Source organism: Corynebacterium sp. LK31 (genome assembly GCF_014335015.1).
GTDB classification, from domain to species: Bacteria; Actinomycetota; Actinomycetes; order Mycobacteriales; family Mycobacteriaceae; genus Corynebacterium; species Corynebacterium jeikeium_D.
On sequence record NZ_PDGW01000024.1, the window covers coordinates 53,876 to 72,158 of the forward strand.

Here is an 18,283-nt window from a genome sequence, read left to right on the forward strand (position 1 = left end):
TGACTTAGAACTGACCCTCCTCGGTGGAGCCCTTCAGGGCGGTGGTGGAGGAGTTCGGGTCGACGGTGGTGGCGATGCGGTCGAAGTAGCCAGCGCCAACCTCGCGCTGGTGCTTGACAGCGGTGAAGCCGCGCTTCTCGGCAGCCTCGAACTCGCGGTTCTGCAGGTCGACGAATGCGGACATCTGCTCGCGAGCGTAGCCGTAAGCCAGGTCGAACATGCCGTAGTTCAGGGCGTGGAAGCCAGCCAGGGTGATGAACTGGAACTTGAAGCCCATCTTGCCCAGCTCGTTCTGGAACTTGGCGATCTCGTCCTTCTCGAGGTGAGCGGACCAGTTGAAGGACGGGGAGCAGTTGTAAGCCAGGAGCTGGTCCGGGTACTCAGCCTTGACGCCCTCAGCGAACTTCTTAGCCAGCTCGAGGTCCGGAGTACCGGTCTCCATCCAGATCATGTCAGCGTACGGAGCGTAGGACTTTGCACGCTCGATGCACGGCTCCAGGCCGTTCTGGACGTGGTAGAAGCCCTCGGAGGTGCGGTCACCGGTGATGAACTTCTGGTCGCGCTCATCAACATCGGAGGTGATGAGGGTAGCGGCCTCAGCGTCGGTGCGGGCGATGATGACGGTCGGGGTGTTGGAGACGTCAGCAGCCAGGCGAGCAGAGGTCAGGGTGCGGATGTGCTGCTGGGTCGGGATCAGGACCTTGCCGCCCAGGTGGCCACACTTCTTCTCAGAAGCGAGCTGGTCCTCCCAGTGGGTACCAGCGGCACCAGCGTTGATCATAGCCTTCTGCAGCTCGTAGACGTTCAGAGCGCCACCGAAGCCAGCCTCACCGTCAGCGACGATCGGCAGCAGCCAGTTGTCGACGGAGTCGTCGCCCTCGATGCGAGCGATCTCGTCTGCGCGGAGCAGAGCGTTGTTGATGCGACGAACGACGTTCGGCACGGAGTTAGCCGGGTACAGGGACTGGTCCGGGTAGGTGTGGCCGGAGAGGTTAGCGTCACCAGCAACCTGCCAACCGGAGAGGTAGACAGCCTTCAGGCCAGCGCGAGCCTGCTGAACGGCCATGTTACCGGTCAGTGCGCCCAGAGCGTTGATGTAGGAGTCGTCCTTAACGTTGACGCCTTCCCACAGGATCTCAGCGCCGCGGCGAGCGAGAGTGTTCTCCTCGACGACGGAGCCCTGGAGCTCAGCAACCTGCTCAGCGGTGTAGTCGCGGGTGATACCTTCCCAGCGCGGGTTCTCGTCCCAATCCTTCTGGATTTCGGCGGCGGTACGTGCCTTACCAACGTTAGACATAAACGGAGTCACTTCCTTTTGCTTGCTTTTTGAACTCCGGGTGCTGACTTAAGAACAATTCCGACAGAACCGATCTACAGGCTGACCCGATAGTGACCGCGGTGTCACGTGAATGCAGGGGCGCTAGCAAAATGCTGTACCCCTGCACGCAAACACGCGAACAAAAACAATGTCCGCTTCCGCGTGCCATGTCTCACATTTTGGGGCATAGCGCTACGTTCGTCAAGCAGCTTCCGATGTGAATTCAAGTATGTAATACGGATAACACTTGTGAAGAGTGCAAACATTGTGATGTGTAGCTTGGCTTTAACAATTTTCGCCTGTGACCGGCCGGTACATTTGTACTGTTATTTCCCTATGGCTGGCTCGCTAATAATGTTCCCCCCGCTTTGGGGTGATTTATATTTTGGTAATTATCAAAGCTGGCCGTTAACAGTGTTTGGGGTTTAGGGGGTGTTTCGCTACCCCCGAAATTACGGCCGCAAAGGTAGAAACGGGCTTCTAAATACACTGCCGTTACACCGTCAGTACCCCGCCGGAGCATCCCTGGGTAGTGGCCAGGGTCTCGGTTGTCATCTCGCTTTTATGGTCTGGTTTGAAGGCGGAGACTGTAGCGACGTGATTGGTCGCTGGCCGTTGATACGCAGGTCGCAATAGTAAATGTCTGTGAGGCGCGACACTTTCCCATTGTGTGTGGTGTTCTGTGGCTGGAGGAAAGAGTGCCGGGGATGCTGCAGTCAATGCGGGTGGGGGAGGGCTGGTTGTGGCGTCAGGATTGAATGCCCGAATGGTCATTGGGGAGGGGTGGGGTCTGTTCGCAGGGTGCTCGTCGTAAAGCGAATGAAATGGCAAATGTGAGCGGCGCTATACCGGGCTGGCGGTTGGCGGTTATGGAAAAAGACGGTTCATAAGTGCGCCGAATCACATACAGTAGGGGAACAACGCATCCAGTGTGAGCCGCTGACGTGGCCATGGCTGGATGGGCAAATTGCAATCAATAGTTTTGAGGAGAGCAATGGCACAGCGTATTTCGGCAGGTGGAATGCAGGTCGCGAAGGTTCTTTACGACTTCGTTAATGACACCGCACTCCCCGCCGCCGGCATTGAGGACAAGGACGCGTTCTGGAACGGCTTCGGTGACATTGTCGCTAAGTACACTCCGCGCAACCGCGAGCTGCTGGCCAAGCGCGATGAGCTGCAGGAAAAGCTCGACGCTTGGTACAAGGAACACCCGGGCGAGCAGAATCAGGATGAGTACGTCGCATTCCTGAAGGAAATTGGCTACCTCGTTGACAACCCGGGTGACTTCCAGGTCACTACCGCTAACGTCGACACCGAGATCACTTCCACCGCTGGCCCGCAGCTGGTTGTGCCGGTTCTCAACGCCCGTTTCGCCATCAACGCTGCGAACGCACGCTGGGGCTCGCTTTACGACGCGCTGTACGGCACCAACGCTATTCCTGAAGATGGCGGTGCGGAGAAGGACACCCCGGGCTACAACAAGGTCCGCGGTGACCGCGTTATCGCATGGGGTCGTAACTTCCTGGACAAGGCTCTGCCGCTGGTTGACGGTTCCCACGCGGACGTCACCTCTTACGACATCGTCGACGGTCACCTGCAGGCAACCCTGGAAGGTGGCGCTACCTCCGGTCTGCGCGAGCCGGAGACCCTGGTCGGCTACACCGGTGATAAGGACGCGCCGGAGTCCATTTACTTCAAGCACAACGGTCTGCACATCCAGCTGCTGATTGACCCGGAGTCCCCGGTTGGCAAGACCGACAAGGCTGGCGTCAAGGACATCATCCTGGAAGCCGCTGTCACCAACATCATGGACCTCGAGGACTCTGTCGCCGCAGTTGACGCTGCAGACAAGACCCTGGGTTACACCAACTGGCTGGGCCTGAACGTCGGTGACCTCGCAGTCGAGTTCACCCGTGGCGGCAAGAAGCTGTCCCGTACCATCAACGACGACCGCACCTACACCGCTCTTGACGGTTCCGAGGTCACCCTGCACGGTCGTTCCCTGAACCTGGTCCGTAACGTCGGCCACCTGATGCAGAACCCGGCCATCCTCGACCGCGACGGCGAGGAGATTTTCGAGGGCATCATGGATGCCGTCGTCACCGCTGTGTGTGCAATCCCGGGCCTGGACCAGGACAACGCACGTAAGAACTCCCGTACCGGTTCGATCTACATCGTGAAGCCGAAGCAGCACGGCCCGGATGAGGCTGCATTCACCAACGAGCTGTTCGCAGACGTTGAGAAGCTGCTGGGTCTTCCGCACAACACCCTGAAGGTCGGCCTGATGGACGAGGAGCGTCGTACCTCCGTCAACCTGGACGCCGCCATCAAGGCTGTTTCCGAGCGTGTCGTCTTCATTAACACCGGCTTCATGGACCGCACTGGTGATGAGATCCACACCTCCATCCAGGCTGGTCCGATGTTCCGCAAGGCTGTCCAGAAGACCGCTCCATGGATGCTGGCTTACGAGGACAACAACGTCGACTCCGGTCTGGCACACGGCCTGCAGGGCAAGGCTCAGATTGGTAAGGGCATGTGGGCCATGACCGAGCAGATGGCCGAGCTGCTGGAGCAGAAGATCGGTCAGCCGAAGCAGGGTGCTTCCACCGCGTGGGTTCCGTCCCCGACCGGTGGTGTCCTGCACGCTACCCACTACCACGAGGTTGACGTCTTCGGCGTTCAGGACAAGCTGCTTACCGACGGTCGCCGCGACACCTTCGGTGATCTGCTCACCATCCCGGTAGCGGCAGCTAAGGCTGGCGAGCCGGGCGCTGACTGGTCCGATGAGGACAAGGCCAACGAGCTGGATAACAACTGCCAGTCCATCCTGGGCTACGTTATCCGCTGGGTTGAGCAGGGTGTTGGCTGCTCCAAGGTGCCGGACATCAACGATGTTGACCTGATGGAGGACCGCGCTACCCTGCGTATTTCCTCCCAGACTCTGGCTAACTGGCTGCTGCACGGTGTTGTCACCGAGGAGCAGATCATCGATTCGCTGGAGCGCATGGCCGAGGTCGTTGACCGCCAGAACGAGGGCGATGAGGCATACCTGCCGATGGCTCCGGACTTCGACAAGTCCATTGGTTTCCAGGCCGCCAAGGAGCTCATCCTCGATGGTGTGAACCAGCCGTCCGGTTACACCGAGCCGATCCTGCACCGCCGTCGCCTGGAGTTCAAGAAGCGCGAGGGCATCGACCAGGATTAATTCTTGGTCGGGCTGCGGCTGCCGAGCCTGAAATAACAAAATAGATATCCAAACTGCCGGCGCGCATGCGCGCCGGCAGTTTTGTTTTTGGGGGAAGCGCACCATGATTCTCGGATTCGAGATACCCGGGTTCGCAAGCGGGGTAGGGGCAACGTTGCTAGCGTTGATTGGGAAGTTAATTGAGAATATGCAGTCTGCAACGTCCAAGGAGCTGCGACCCCCCCATGACTAATTCCACGACCGACAGTGCTACCAACCTCGCCAAGGCCAAAGAATTCCTCCATAGCGCGGGCGCAATCCTCTTTGACCTCGACGGGGTAATTACCCCTACTGCCGATGTTCACGAGCAGGCGTGGGCGGACATGTTTAGCGACTACTTCGAGCACAAGGGTGTCTCGGCCTACACAGAGGAGGACTACTTCACCTACCTCGATGGCCGCCGCCGCGATGAGGGCATCGCAGCAATCCTGGAATCTCGCGGCATTTCGCTGCCACACGGTAGCGATGAGGACACAGCGAAAGACGAGACGATTGTCGGGCTCGGGAAGCGCAAAAATGATGACTTCTTGGCGCGAGTCGAGAGGGGAATTGAGGCCTACCCGGGGTCGGTTGCGCTGCTCGACGAGTTACAGGGCGCGAGGGACTCGTCGGCAAGCGAAAAACCGCAGTTGGCGGTGGTTAGCTCGTCGAAGAACGCGGTGCCGGTGCTGACGGCCGCTGGGCTGCGTGAGCGGTTCGTGGAGATTGTTGACGGCGTGGTGGCGCATGAGAACAACCTGCCGGGTAAGCCAGCCGCCGATACTTTCGTGTACGCGGCGAAGAATCTGGGGGTGGCGCCGCGCGATGCTGTGGTGGTCGAGGATGCCATCAGTGGTGTGCAAGCGGGTGCAGCCGGCGCATTTGGTCTGGTCATTGGTGTTGACCGCGGTGCTGGTGCGGAAGCGCTGCGCCGAGCGGGCGCCGACGTTGTGGTCAGTGACTTGGCGGCACTCGTCTAGGCTGGCTCGTGACAAATGGCTGAGACAAAACCGGAAGGCATCATGGCCAACGATTCGACCACGGCAGCAGTCGACGAGACTGAGCGTGTGATTCCGCAGGGGCAGGGTCACGACGCGGAGACCGCAGAGGCTGAAAAACAGGAGGAGACGGTGTCCCCAGTTCGTCGTAAGCAGCGTCGTAACTTCCCGGCGGATCGTGCGGATAAGCACCACCACCTTGTAAATGCCGAGGGACTCATGGACCGAGACATCACTCCGGTCGATGAGTGGCGTCTGATTGAGACGAAGCCGAACGGCCTCCCGCTCGGTTTGGGCGAGACGCTGTTTGCGCTGTCGAACGGGTACATCGGCATGCGTGGCAACCCGCCGGAGGGCCGTGACTCCAGTGAGCACGGCACTTATATCAACGGTCTGCATGAGACCTGGCCGATTAGGCACGCCGAGGACGCCTACGGCCTAGCCCGCCAGGGGCAGACGATTGTCAATGCTCCGGACGCTAAGGCAATGCGTCTCTACATTGACGATGAGCCCCTGCGTCTCGGCAATGCTGAGGTCAGCGACTACGAACGTAGCCTGGATTTCCGCGAGGGCGTGCTGCGTCGTCGGTTCATTTGGCGCACCCCGGGTGGCAAGCGCGTTCGCGTCACCTCTGAGCGCATGGTGTCTTTCCAGGAAAAGCATGTCGCCGCGATGAGTCTGGAAGTCGAGCTGCTGGATGCGGATGCTGCGGTGATGATTAACTCGCAGATCCTCAACCGCCAGGACGGCGAGGACGAATACCACGATGCCGCTAAGGCGCAGGGCACCGAACTGGATCCCCGTCGCGCCGAGGCGCTGGAAGACCGCGTTCTCATTCCGGCATTTCAGTCGGAATCGGCGCACGGGCAGCGCTCGACGCTGGGCTACCGCTGCGCGAACTCCGGTATGACCGTGGCTACCTCCATGGACCACACCTTTACTGTCCGCACTCCCGACGGCACGGAGCCGTTCGTAGAGATTTCGCAGTCGACCGAGCCGGATGTGGCCAGCTCCCTGTTCAACCTGGATGCGCCGGTCGGCACTGTCATACGCCTGGAGAAGCTGGTCGCGTACCACTCCTCCCGTAAGGTGCGTGCCGAAGAGCTGGCATTCCGCTGTGAGCGCACCCTGAACCGCGTCGGCCGCATCGGCATGCTGGGGCTGATGGAGAACCAGGAGGAGTGGCTCGAACGCTTCTGGGAGCGCTCTGACGTGGTCATTTACAATCAGCCGGAGATTCAGCAGGCAGTGCGCTGGAACATTTGGCAGATTATCCAGGCCGCCGCCCGCGCCGAATTCCAAGGCGTCCCGGCCAAGGGAATGACCGGCACCGGCTACGGCGGCCACTACTTCTGGGACACGGAAATCTACGTGACCCCATTCCTTACCTATACGTCGCCGCAATTCTCGCGCAATGCCATGCGTTTCCGCTGGGACATGCTCGAAGCCGCGTGGGCGCGTGCCGACGAACTGGCGCACGACGGTGCCCTCTTCCCGTGGCGCACTATCAATGGTCAGGAGTCCTCGGCCTACTTTGAGGCCGGCACGGCGCAGTACCACATCGATGCGGACATCGTGTACGCGATGATGAAGTACGTCTATGCCTCCGGCGATGAGGAGTTCCTGCTCAAGGAGGGCACGGATCTGTTGCTCGGCACGGCCAGGTTTTGGATGTCGTTGGGATTCTTTGATGCCGAGCAGCGAGAGTTCCAAATTCACAGCGTCACCGGTCCAGATGAGTACAACACGGTGGTGAACAACAACCTGTACACCAACGTGATGGCGCAGTATAACCTGCGGGTTGCTGCGGACGTCGTCAAGCAGATGAAGCGTGATCGCCCTGCTGCCTATCGCGAACTGACCAACCGCTTCGACCTCACTGAGCGCGAGGTTGAAGAGTGGGAGCAGGCCGCTGAGGCGATGTACATCCCGTTCGATGAGAAGCTCGGCATTCACCCTCAGGATGACCAGTTCCTGCTGCGTAAGCGCTGGAATCTCGACGATCCCGAAGTTGGCCCGCTGCGCCCGCTGCTGCTGCATTACCACCCGCTGACGATTTACCGTCACCAGGTCATTAAGCAGGCGGACGTCGTCCTCGCACTGTTCCTCATGGGCAATCGCTTTACGACGGAACAAAAGCGCGCAGACTACATGTATTACGATCCGCTCACCACCGGTGATTCCTCGCTGTCCGCCGTTGTGCAGTCCATTGTTGCGGCCGAGTTGGGCTTGCAGGAGCAGGCAATGGACTTCTTCCTACGCGGACTCTATGTGGACCTGGCGAACTTGCATGGCAACGCTGCCGATGGTGTCCACGTCGCATCTGCCGGTGGTGTGTGGCAGTCCCTGGTCTATGGTTTCGGTGGTTTCCGCGATCATGACGGCCGCTACAGTATTGACCCGCGTCTGCCGGAGGACTGGAGTGGTCTGACGTACCGAGTCACTATTCGTGGTTGTCGTATCCGAGTGACGGTGCGCGGCCGCACGGTGGAAGTCGTCCTGGAGGAGGGAGACCACCAGGTTGGGCCGATTATGGTCGCAGGACATGAGGTGATCATTGGTCCGGAGCCGTTGACCGTGGTGATGGCGAACTCGGATCAGAGCGAGGATTAGTCGGACGGCTTCGGCCGTACACGGTGCCAATAGGGGGGGGGATTGCCTGTTGGGGGTGGCTGTTTGGGCCTTTGGGGAATTCGGCAGGGGTAAAAATAAAGAATTTCGCAACATAATTATTGAGTATTAAATCCGTCCACCTGAGAAAAGTGGGCGGTTTTTTATTTTCGTGCTATTTATGTTGCGTTATTAGCTAGTTTGGGCGGGGGAAAAATCGGCAAAAGTCGGGGTAGGGGCGTTTTTATGGTGGGGGAGAGGGTTTATGCAGCGACGACGTCAGAAGTGGCTAAAATGCGATAACCTGAGAAAAGGCGGAGAAAAGACCTAGGTAACCTGTGAAAATCCCCACCCAAAAGGGGGAAAAATGTTTACCAGGCGCTGTGTGACTTTAGAGTGAATATGACACTGGAGGTGCCATGACTGTTAAAAGTTCAAACCGTGACGCAATCGCGCACGGCAAAATTAATGTAGAACCGCTGCGCGAGCAGCCTAAATACCCTTCATGGGCTCTGAAGCTGACCATGGCCGTCACTGGCGTGCTGTTTGGCCTCTTCGTTATTGTCCACATGCTGGGTAACCTGAAGATTTTCGCTGGCGAGGAAGACTTCAACGCATACGCGACCTTCCTGCGCACTGTCGGTGCTCCGGCAGTTCCGAACGAGGGCATTCTGTGGATTTTCCGCATTGTCCTGCTGGTAGCTATTGTCCTGCACATTTTCGGTGGCCTCACCCTGGCTGCACGTGCTAAGCAGTCCCGCGGCAAGTTCCGCCGTCAGGGCATGGTGTCCAGCTGGAACACCTTTACCGCACGTTCGATGGTGATCACCGGCATCGTGCTGCTGGCCTTCATCATCTTCCACCTGCTGGACCTGACCATCGGCGCTGGCGTTGCTCCGTCTTCTTTCGAGCACGGTGAGGCATACCAGAACGTGGTTGCGTCCTTCTCGCGTCCGGGTGTTGTTGTTTGGTACATCATTGCGCAGCTTGCTCTGCTGCTGCACCTGTCCCACGGTCTGTGGACCGCTACTTCCGACCTCGGTATCACCGGTAAGCGCTGGCGCAAGGTTCTGCTGTTCCTGTCCGGCCTGCTGCCGCTGCTGGTTGTTGTCGGCAACATCTTCATCCCAGTCGCCGTCCTGACCGGTCTGGTCTCGTAGGTCGAGGAGGAAATTTACTATGACTAACACTGAAGCAACCGTCGCTGCGGACTTCCGCGCGCCGGAAAGCGCTGTCGACGGGGTCAAGATCGGCAAGGTTCTGTCCGATAACTCCCCGGGTGACAAGGTCTCCATGAAGGACCACTGGCAGTACCAGAAGGATCATGCCAACCTGGTCTCGCCGCTGAACCGTCGTAAGTTCCGCGTCATGGTCGTCGGTACCGGCCTGGCTGGCGGCGCTGCCGCTGCTGCGCTCGGCGAGCTCGGCTACGACGTGCAGGTTTTCACCTACCACGACGCTCCGCGCCGTGCGCACTCCATTGCTGCACAGGGTGGTGTCAACTCCGCTCGCGGTAAGAAGGTCGACAACGACGGCGCTTACCGCCACGTCAAGGACACCGTTAAGGGCGGCGACTACCGCTGCCGCGAGAACGACTGCTGGCGTCTGGCTGTCGAGTCCGTCCGCGTCATCGACCACCTGAATGCAATCGGTGCTCCGTTCGCTCGCGAGTACGGCGGTACCCTGGCAACCCGTTCCTTCGGTGGTGTGCAGGTCTCCCGTACGTACTACACCCGTGGTCAGACGGGTCAGCAGCTGCAGCTGTCGACTACCTCGGCTCTGCAGCGTCAGATCGGTCTCGGCAACGTCGAGATCTTCACCCACAACGAGCTGGTTGACATCATCGTCGCCGACGGCCGTTGCCAGGGTGCCATCATGCGTAACCTCATCAATGGTGAGCTGACCGTTCACACTGCTCACGCAGTTATTCTGGCTACCGGCGGTTACGGCAACGTCTACCACATGTCCACGCTGGCCAAGAACTCCAACGCTTCGGCCATCATGCGTGCATACGATCAGGGTGCTTACTTCGCATCCCCGTCCTTCATCCAGTTCCACCCGACCGGTCTTCCGGTCAACGCGCACTGGCAGTCGAAGACCATTCTGATGTCCGAGTCCCTGCGTAACGACGCACGTATTTGGACCCCGAAGAAGAAGGGCGACGAGCGCCCGGCCAACGACATCCCGGAAGACGAGCGCGACTACTTCCTGGAGCGTCGCTACCCGGCATTCGGTAACCTCGTCCCGCGTGACGTCGCTTCCCGTGCCAACTCTCAGCAGATTAACGCCGGCTACGGTGTTGGCCCGCTGAAGAACTCCGTCTACCTGGATCTGCGTGACGCAATTGAGCGCCTGGGCCAGCCGGTCATCAAGGAACGCTACTCGAACCTGATTCAGATGTACGAAGAGGCAATCGGTGAGGACCCGTACAAGGTTCCAATGCGTATTGCTCCGACCTGCCACTTCACCATGGGCGGCCTGTGGTCTGACTTCAACCAGATGACCTCCATCCCGGGTCTGTTCACCGGTGGCGAGGCATCCTGGACCTACCACGGTGCAAACCGTCTTGGTGCAAACTCCCTGCTGTCCGGTTCGGTCGACGGTTGGTTCACCCTGCCGTTCACCATTCCGAACTACCTCGGCCCGCTGCTCGGTACCGACCGCCTGGCTGAGGATGCTCCGGAGGCCAAGGAAGCACTGGACCGCGCTCAGGCTCGCCTGGACAAGCTGATGAGCATCCAGGGCAAGCACGGCGCTGAGTACTTCCACCGTCAGCTCGGTGAGATTCTCTACCGCGACTGTGGTGTGGCCCGTAACAAGGAAGACCTGGCTCGCGGTATCGAGGAGATCCGCGAACTGCGTAAGGCATTCTGGTCTGACTTGTTCATCCCGGGTGAGCCGAACGAGATGAACCAGCAGCTCGAGTACGCTAACCGCGTTGCTGACTACATCGACCTCGGTGAGCTCATGTGTGTCGACGCCCTCGACCGCGATGAGTCCTGTGGTGCTCACTACCGCGATGACCACATCTCCGAAGATGGCGAGGCAGAGCGCGATGACGCTAACTGGTGCTTCGTTTCCGCATGGGAGCGAGGCAACAATGGTCCTGCATGGGATCAGTCCGGTCACGAATTCATTCGCCACGCCGAGCCGCTCACCTTCGAAGCCGTCCCGCTCATGACAAGGAACTACAAGTAATGAAACTGCACCTTGAAATCTGGCGCCAAGCAGGTCCGAACGTCGAGGGACACTTTGAATCCGTTGACGTTGACGACGCCGTCGCAGAGATGTCGATCCTGGAGCTGCTTGACCACGTCAACTCCAAGTACGTCGAGTCCGGCAAGGAGCCGTTCGCGTTCGCATCTGACTGCCGTGAGGGTATCTGTGGTACCTGTGGTCTGAACGTCAACGGTCGTCCGCACGGCCCGGGCCAGAACACCCCGACCTGTCAGCAGCGTCTGCACCAGTTCAACGATGGTGACACCCTGAAGATCGAGCCGATGCGCTCCGCCGCATACCCGGTCATCAAGGACATGGTCGTTGACCGCTCCGCTCTGGACCGTGTCCTCGAGCAGGGTGGCTACGTCTCCATCAACGCTGGTACCGCTCCGGATGCAGATACTCTGCACCTGAACCACGAGACCGCTGAGTTCGCACTTGACCACGCAGCCTGCATCGGCTGTGGTGCTTGTGTCGCAGCTTGCCCGAACGGTGCTGCACACCTGTTCACCGGCGCAAAGCTGGTTCACCTCTCCCTGGTCCCGCTGGGTAAGGAAGAGCGTGGCAAGCGTGCTCGCAAGATGGTTGACGAGGTCGAAGGCACCTTCGGTCCGTGCTCTCTCTATGGTGAATGTGCTGACGTCTGCCCGGCAGGTATCCCGCTGACTGCGGTTGCCGCCGTTACCAAGGAACGAGCTCGTTCGTTCTTCCGCGGTAAGGACGACTAAACTCTTTCTCGATTAGAGTTTTCCAGAAGGGACATAGATTATGGCGAATGCAGTCAAGCGTTACCAGGGCGAAGAGCACTTCGTCGACGGTTACGTGCCTCAGAGCATGAATGCCGAATACTCCTCGCTTCACAAGAGCATTACCTGGATTGGCATGGGACTCATGCTCGCCTCTCTGGCGGCTTGGGGCACCTTCATTTTCGGTCTCGCAACGACCGTTTTTGCCGACCAGACTACTGCCTCTCACAGCAACGGTTTCCTGGCTAAGGATGCCGCCAACTACACCGACTACACCGGTGGTTGGAACTTCGACGGCAGCGTGTTCATGTGGGCTGGCCTGGTTGTCGCACTGGTTATGGTTATTGCAGGTCTGGCCTGCATCTCCATCGGTCGTCGTGACTACAAGGCTTACCGAAAGGAATTCGGCACTCACCACTAAAGGCTTGCCCCAGTTTAAAGGGGCTCGCCTTTAGGCGGATGCAACGCTAGCCTTTTGAACTAGCACCTCCACAGTTGATGCCACTGTGCACAGTGCGCTGGGGTAGGGAAGTACTGAGAAGTACCTCTCTCACCAACAGCGGACTGCGGCGCGGTGGCATTTTCGCGTTTTCGGCGCCTAATCTATACACATGGATAACAACCCCGCTAAGCTCCCGGCAGCTGTAGATACGGTCTCGGGCCGTCTCGAAGTTCCCGGGCCATCACCAGAGGTTGAGGCGGAAAAACGTGCGCAACTGCGTAAGGCCAAGGCCTTCGCTACGATGCTGCTGGTCATCGCAACCGCTGTGTATTTCACATGCCGCGGTATTGAGTCTTCACACTTATCCGCAGGCGAAGTTGTGCCCGCGTGGGTGGGCTACGTTCGCGCTGCTTCTGAGGCCGGCATGGTCGGTGCCCTCGCCGACTGGTTCGCAGTCGTAGCTCTGTTCCGCCACCCGCTCGGCATTCCTATCCCACACACCGCTATCGTCCGCCGCAAGAAGGATCAGGTCGGTGAGTCTCTGGCGCAGTTCGTCGGAGACAACTTCCTGAACCCCGCTTTGATTGTGGACAAGGTGCGTAAGGCAGAGATTCCTGAGCGTATCGGCGAATGGCTGGTAGCGCCGGGAAACGCCGACAAAGTGTCAGCAGAGGTCGGTAAGTTCACCGGAAATGTGCTGGAGGCGATTAATCCTGACGATGCCGCCGCAGTGCTGAAGTCAGCAGTCATCGACGAAGTTGCGGCCCCGGAGTGGGGACCACCAGCGGGTAAGGTTCTCGAGCAGCTCATCGAAGAGGGGCGCACCGAGCCTATTGTCCAGCAGATGGCTGAGTGGCTGCACCGGAAGTCGCTGGGCTCGCAGAATCTTATCGACCGCCTCGTCGGAGAGCGTGCCCCATCCTGGGCGCCGAGCTTTGTCAACGATCTCATCGGCGACAAGGTCTATCGCGAGCTGGTTGATTGGACCTGGCAGGTGCAGCATGACCCTAAGCACGACGCGCGCTTGGCGCTCCACCGCTTCCTCACGCAGCTCGCCGTTGATTTGCAGAACGACGAGAAGACCATCGCCAAGGTCGAAGAGATTAAGACTGACATTCTTTCGTCCGCCGCCGTCACACAGGCACCGGCGAAGATTTGGGCATCGACATCCGCAAAGCTTGTCGACGCTGCCCGCGACCCGGACTCCCTGCTCCGTCGGAAGGTCTCGGAAACGGCCGCCCGCTACGGCGAGCGGATCCAGTCCGATCCTGAGTTGCGCAAACGAATGGACCGCCGTCTGGAAGCGGCTGTCGTCTTCATCGCTGAGAACTACGCGGGCGAGATTACCTCGATCATTTCCGAGACCGTCGAGCGTTGGGACGCCGATGAGGCTTCCGACAAGATTGAACTGATGGTCGGTCGCGATCTGCAGTTCATTCGCGTTAACGGCACTGTTGTCGGATCACTGGCCGGTTTGGCTATTTACACCCTGTCGACCTTGGTGTTTGGGGCTATTTAGCAGCACAACCCAGCACATCAGACCGTGTGCGTTAGCATGTAAAAAGCAATGCATCCCTGTTAAAGGAGTTGTTCCCCCGGTGCGCCTGTTACCATCTTTGCCCAGTCTTGCGGATTCGCCGCTGATGGCAATTTCCGTCTATGTGGACGTCCTGTTTCAGTTCGCCATTCCGTTTGTCATCGGCATCTTGGCGCTAATCGGTGCGGTGCTTGTCATCACCACCCGCGCGGATGCCTTTGACGCTGCAGACCGCAAGAGCCGCAACGTCTGGGCCGGCATGCTGGTCGGTTCGGCTATCTTCCTGCTCCTGCCGTGGCTGGGCTGGGCAATGCTGGGCATCCCGCTGATTGCCGGACTAGTCATCACGGGTATTTACTGGCTGGATGTTCGCCCACAGATCAAGGACATTTTGTCGAACGCACAGGGCGGTTATTAGTCCCGGGCGGGTGTTAGCCCGCACAACTGAGAAAGTGTCTGGGTTTATGACAGTTTCTGGGTGAAAAACCCGGTGATTTTGTCATAAACCCAGACACTTTCTTTCTGGGGGAGGGGATAGGGATAGGTCTGGCTCCCCGAAAACCTACTGGAACACCACGGTGCGGTTGCCGTAGACCTGCACACGGTCCTCCAGGTGCCAGCGCAAACCGCGGGCGAGGACCTGCTTCTCCGCATCGCGACCCTCACGCTGCATGTCCGCAGCGGTGTACTTGTGGGAGACACGCATGACGTCCTGCTCAATAATCGGGCCGTCGTCGAGGTCCTCAGTGGCGTAGTGGCAGGTGGCACCGATAAGCTTCACACCACGTCGATAAGCCTGCAGGTACGGGCGCGCGCCCATGAACGACGGCAGGAAGCTGTGGTGGATATTGATCGCGCGGCCTTCCCACTTTTCGCACAGATCCGGCGGCAGAATCTGCATGAAACGTGCGAGCACGATGGCATCCGGGTTTTCGGCATCGACAATCTCGGCGACCTCATCGAATGCCTTACGCTTGCCGACGGCATCCTTGGGGAAGGGCACGTGGTGGAAGGGAATGTCATACGCTGCGACCAGTGGCTCCAGATCGCGGTGGTTACCAATTACTGCAGCGATTTCCATCGGATAGTCGGACTGTGCGACGCGGCCGAGCAGATCCTGCAGGCAGTGGCCTTCCTTGGTCACCAGGATGACAGCGCGCTTCGGGACAGCGTTGTCGGTGACCTTCCAGCGGACCTCAGGGCCCCAATCACCGACGAGCTCAGCGAACTTCTCGCGCAGCTCTTCTACCGTCAGGTCGAGAGCGTCGGCGCGGACCGCCTGGCGAGTGAAAAACCATCCGGTCTCCGGGTCGGAGAAGAAGTCCGCCTCGGTAATCCACGCACCTATGTCGGACAGGAAGGTCGACAGGGTGGAAACGATACCGGTACGGTCTGGACAGCCGAGCGAGAAGATGTACTGGCGCTCGGTGGGAGTACCGCTATTTGCGGTGATGAGAGAGCGAGTCATTCTCGGTATCTTACCTGCTAGCTAAAGGTAAGTTCGCTCACGGTCGACAAAGGCAGATTTGCGCCCGTCAGCGTCAACGCCAGGCCCTCCCCGGTGACGTGCGCTTCCTCCACCTGCATACCGTGGCCGATGTCGTAGCTCAACAGCGTACCGCTCGCTTCTCCCAGCCAGCCGGCCAGGCCATCGAGGTTTAAGCCGAGGATTGAGCCGCCCTCCAAGTTGATTTCGATATGACCGCCGTTGGCAATCGGGCGGAACTTGGAGGTCGCAAATCCGGAGGCGAATTCAATGTTGAACAGGCCTTCGTCCGGCAACGGCGTGATTGTGGAAGCGCGTACACCGCTTTCCCGGTTAATTAGCGCCTGCAGCAGTTGAGGTGGGATTGTGACGTCTACTCGCAGCGACTCTGCCGTCGGATCCGCACGATTGCTCAGATCCACGTTTTCCAGGTGCACTTCCGCTGCCGGGTCACCGTTGATCTCCGGTGCGCCACCCAGCGCCTCCGGGTTCTTGACCTCCAGTGTGTTCGGAGTGGACAGATCCATCGAGGGCACTGACTTGGTGGCCAAGGCGAGCAGCATCGGGCGGGTGCCGAAAGAAACCTTGGGGTCTTCAGTGACCGTCGCACCACGCTCTTCGGCGGAGGTGCGGTAGCCGTCGGAAATCTCCTTGCTCACGAACATCCGGACGCCGATTTCGCCGGCGATCGCAATGAGCGCCACCACGATGATGACACCGAGGACGGTGGGCAGGACTTTGACGCTCGACGAGCGTTTAGCAGAACTCATGGTTCCCAGTCTTGCTTAACGACGGCTCCGTCGCTACCACTTATCTTCGCCCGGTATCCGTCCCCTCGGTGTCGCCCCGGAGTGCCCCCCCCCAGTGCGCAACCTACTTAGCGACGTAGTCCGCCAGCACAGCGGTCTCAGCGTTGAGGACGCGTTCCAGGTACGGAGCTGCCTTCTCCTCGAGCTTGCCACCGAGCAGCGGCACGTTGATGGAGAACTCGGAGTTGGTGGTCAGCACTGAACCTTCACCCTGGGCGGTGAGCTTCTGGGACGCACTGAAGGACGCCGGTACGCCCGAAGCTTCTGTGGTCACGGTGGAGGTCGCGCCGTCGTCGTTAAGCGGGCTGATGACGAACGTGCGCGTCATGCCGACCCCGGACTTGACGAACTTCTGTGCCTGCGCCGGAATCTTGTCAGCAGAGACGGTCTGGCGAATCACGACGGTGGTGCCAGCGTCGGTGGTCTCGAACTTTTCCACCTTGCCGTCAGCCGCCGAGAAACGGTTTGCGACCTTCTCCCAGAAACCGGCGTCGGTGAGGGCCTCGTAAACCTTCTCAATCGGCTGGTCGAAGTTGACGGTGTGCGTGTTAGTCGTAGTCATGCGCTTGATGATACGTAATTTGCACTACGCTAGGGGCGTGGAAAATCTCGACCAATCGCCGAACCCAATTCACCTGACCTCCGACATGGAAGAAGCCATCGATGGGCTTGCGGGGCTAGAGGGGGTGGAGCTCAGCACGCATACCGCTTTCGCGGATTTGACGACGCTCCGCCTCGGCGGGGTGCCGCGTGCCGTCGTCCGGTGTAGCACGACGGACGCTGTGGTCGATGTTGTACGCGCGCTTGACGACGCTAACGTGCCCCTCCTCATCGTGGGAGGCGGATCCAACCTGGTGGTAGCCGATGAACTCGAGCCGCTGGTGGCCGTGGTGATCGAGGCCGACAACGTGACCATGAGCACTCGCGGACACGGGCTGGAGTCCGTGTCGGCAATCGTGGAGGCCGAGGCCGGTGCGGTCTGGGACGAGGTCGTGGAGATGAGTGTCGACGCAGGTTTTGGCGGCCTTGAATGCCTGTCGGGTATTCCGGGATCGGCCGGAGCCACTCCGGTGCAGAACGTTGGCGCCTACGGTGCTGAGGTGTCGCAGGTCCTGGACTCGGTGCAGCTTTACGATCGCGCAACCGGCTCGGTCGAGTGGGTGGAACCGGAGTCTCTCGACCTTTCCTACCGCTACTCGAACCTGAAGTTCACCGCACGGGCAGTGGTGCTGGCCGTGCGGTTCGAGCTCAGTGTGGATGGCATGTCCGCGCCACTTCGCTATGGCGAACTGGCGCGGCGCCTGGGCGTCGACGAGGCCGAGGCTGCGGCTGGCGAGATTCGCAGGCCGGCTGCGCTGGTGCGCGAAAAGGTGCTTGAGCTGCGCCGGGGCAAGGGCATGGTGCTCGAAGATGCTGACCGCGATACCTGGTCGGCGGGTTCTTTCTTTACCAACCCGATCATTCCGGAGAACTCGGTGGAGGCCGTGCGTGCAAAGGTTGCCGCGCTGCGTGGGGCCGATGAGGCCGCGAATATGCCCGCATTCCCCGCTGGCCCCGGCCACGAGGGAGCCGTGAAGCTCTCGGCGGCGTGGCTTATCGAGCGCGCCGGGTTCCCGAAGGGCTACCCCGGTGACGGTGCGCCCGCACGACTGTCGACTAAGCACACTCTTGCCCTGACCAACCGCGGGGAGTCCGGCGACGGTACGCCTACGACCGCCGCCGACTTGGTGGCTTTGGCGCGCGATGTGCGCGCTGGCGTGGAAAAGGCCTTCGGCGTGACCCTGGTGCCCGAGCCGGTGTGGGTCGGCGTGAGCATCGATTAGGCCCGCGGCGGGTGGCTGATGGCCAGTGGGGGCGGACTGGAGAGGCTGGCGTGCCTGATGGGGCTGGCGGGC

Annotated in this window: 14 protein-coding genes; 10 read left to right on the forward strand and 4 right to left on the reverse strand. The window is 59.8% G+C overall.

Features of this window, described 5'->3' with window-relative positions; all coding sequences use genetic code 11:
• Positions 1-4: 4 nt before the first annotated feature.
• Entirely contained in the window at positions 5-1,297 is a 1,293-nt protein-coding gene (gene aceA, locus CRD18_RS08855; RefSeq protein ID WP_016421960.1) for an isocitrate lyase, read from the reverse strand.
• 1,015 nt (positions 1,298-2,312) lie between these two features.
• On the opposite strand from aceA, the gene CRD18_RS08860 reads away from it, so the two are divergent.
• The 9 genes from CRD18_RS08860 to CRD18_RS08900 all read left to right on the forward strand — a co-directional run bounded on the left by CRD18_RS08860 (position 2,313) and on the right by CRD18_RS08900 (position 14,511).
• Positions 2,313-4,523, forward strand: coding sequence for a malate synthase G (locus CRD18_RS08860; protein ID WP_048732321.1), 2,211 nt, complete (start codon positions 2,313-2,315; stop codon positions 4,521-4,523).
• Between the two features lie 224 nt (positions 4,524-4,747).
• Positions 4,748-5,521, forward strand: coding sequence for an HAD family phosphatase (locus CRD18_RS08865; RefSeq protein ID WP_172620228.1), 774 nt, complete (start codon positions 4,748-4,750; stop codon positions 5,519-5,521).
• A gap of 15 nt (positions 5,522-5,536) precedes the next feature.
• On the forward strand, positions 5,537-8,152 hold the full coding sequence (locus tag CRD18_RS08870) for a glycoside hydrolase family 65 protein (RefSeq protein ID WP_016421963.1): 2,616 nt from the start codon (positions 5,537-5,539) through the stop codon (positions 8,150-8,152).
• A 416-nt stretch (positions 8,153-8,568) separates the two neighbouring features.
• Positions 8,569-9,309, forward strand: a complete 741-nt coding sequence (locus CRD18_RS08875; RefSeq protein ID WP_049189509.1) for a succinate dehydrogenase cytochrome b subunit — start codon at positions 8,569-8,571, stop codon at positions 9,307-9,309.
• A gap of 19 nt (positions 9,310-9,328) precedes the next feature.
• Positions 9,329-11,347, forward strand: a complete 2,019-nt coding sequence (locus tag CRD18_RS08880) for a fumarate reductase/succinate dehydrogenase flavoprotein subunit (protein WP_016421965.1) — start codon at positions 9,329-9,331, stop codon at positions 11,345-11,347.
• Positions 11,347-12,096 (forward strand): succinate dehydrogenase/fumarate reductase iron-sulfur subunit, encoded by a 750-nt coding sequence (locus tag CRD18_RS08885; RefSeq protein WP_005511353.1) that lies wholly within the window; start codon positions 11,347-11,349, stop codon positions 12,094-12,096. The genes CRD18_RS08880 and CRD18_RS08885 overlap by 1 nt, the downstream gene beginning before the upstream one ends.
• 40 nt (positions 12,097-12,136) lie before the next feature.
• Positions 12,137-12,535: a hypothetical protein gene (locus tag CRD18_RS08890; RefSeq protein WP_070429267.1), complete on the forward strand. Its 399-nt coding sequence runs from the start codon at positions 12,137-12,139 to the stop codon at positions 12,533-12,535.
• A gap of 190 nt (positions 12,536-12,725) precedes the next feature.
• Entirely contained in the window at positions 12,726-14,075 is a 1,350-nt protein-coding gene (locus CRD18_RS08895; protein ID WP_070429268.1) for a DUF445 domain-containing protein, read from the forward strand.
• A 79-nt stretch (positions 14,076-14,154) separates the two neighbouring features.
• Entirely contained in the window at positions 14,155-14,511 is a 357-nt protein-coding gene (locus CRD18_RS08900) for a DUF2516 family protein (protein ID WP_016421969.1), read from the forward strand.
• A gap of 144 nt (positions 14,512-14,655) precedes the next feature.
• Here the strand turns inward: CRD18_RS08900 and purU are convergent, their stop codons facing one another.
• From purU to CRD18_RS08915, 3 genes are all read right to left on the reverse strand, one after another.
• Complete coding sequence (gene purU, locus CRD18_RS08905; protein WP_016421970.1) at positions 14,656-15,561, reverse strand: formyltetrahydrofolate deformylase; 906 nt, start codon at positions 15,559-15,561, stop codon at positions 14,656-14,658.
• Between the two features lie 17 nt (positions 15,562-15,578).
• Positions 15,579-16,349 (reverse strand): LmeA family phospholipid-binding protein, encoded by a 771-nt coding sequence (locus CRD18_RS08910; protein WP_016421971.1) that lies wholly within the window; start codon positions 16,347-16,349, stop codon positions 15,579-15,581.
• 103 nt (positions 16,350-16,452) lie between these two features.
• Positions 16,453-16,950 (reverse strand): DUF2505 domain-containing protein, encoded by a 498-nt coding sequence (locus tag CRD18_RS08915; protein WP_049189515.1) that lies wholly within the window; start codon positions 16,948-16,950, stop codon positions 16,453-16,455.
• Between the two features lie 85 nt (positions 16,951-17,035).
• Here CRD18_RS08915 and CRD18_RS08920 point away from each other — a divergent pair, with 85 nt between their 5' ends.
• Positions 17,036-18,211, forward strand: coding sequence for a UDP-N-acetylmuramate dehydrogenase (locus CRD18_RS08920; protein ID WP_187406700.1), 1,176 nt, complete (start codon positions 17,036-17,038; stop codon positions 18,209-18,211).
• The last annotated feature ends 72 nt before the right edge of the window (positions 18,212-18,283 follow it).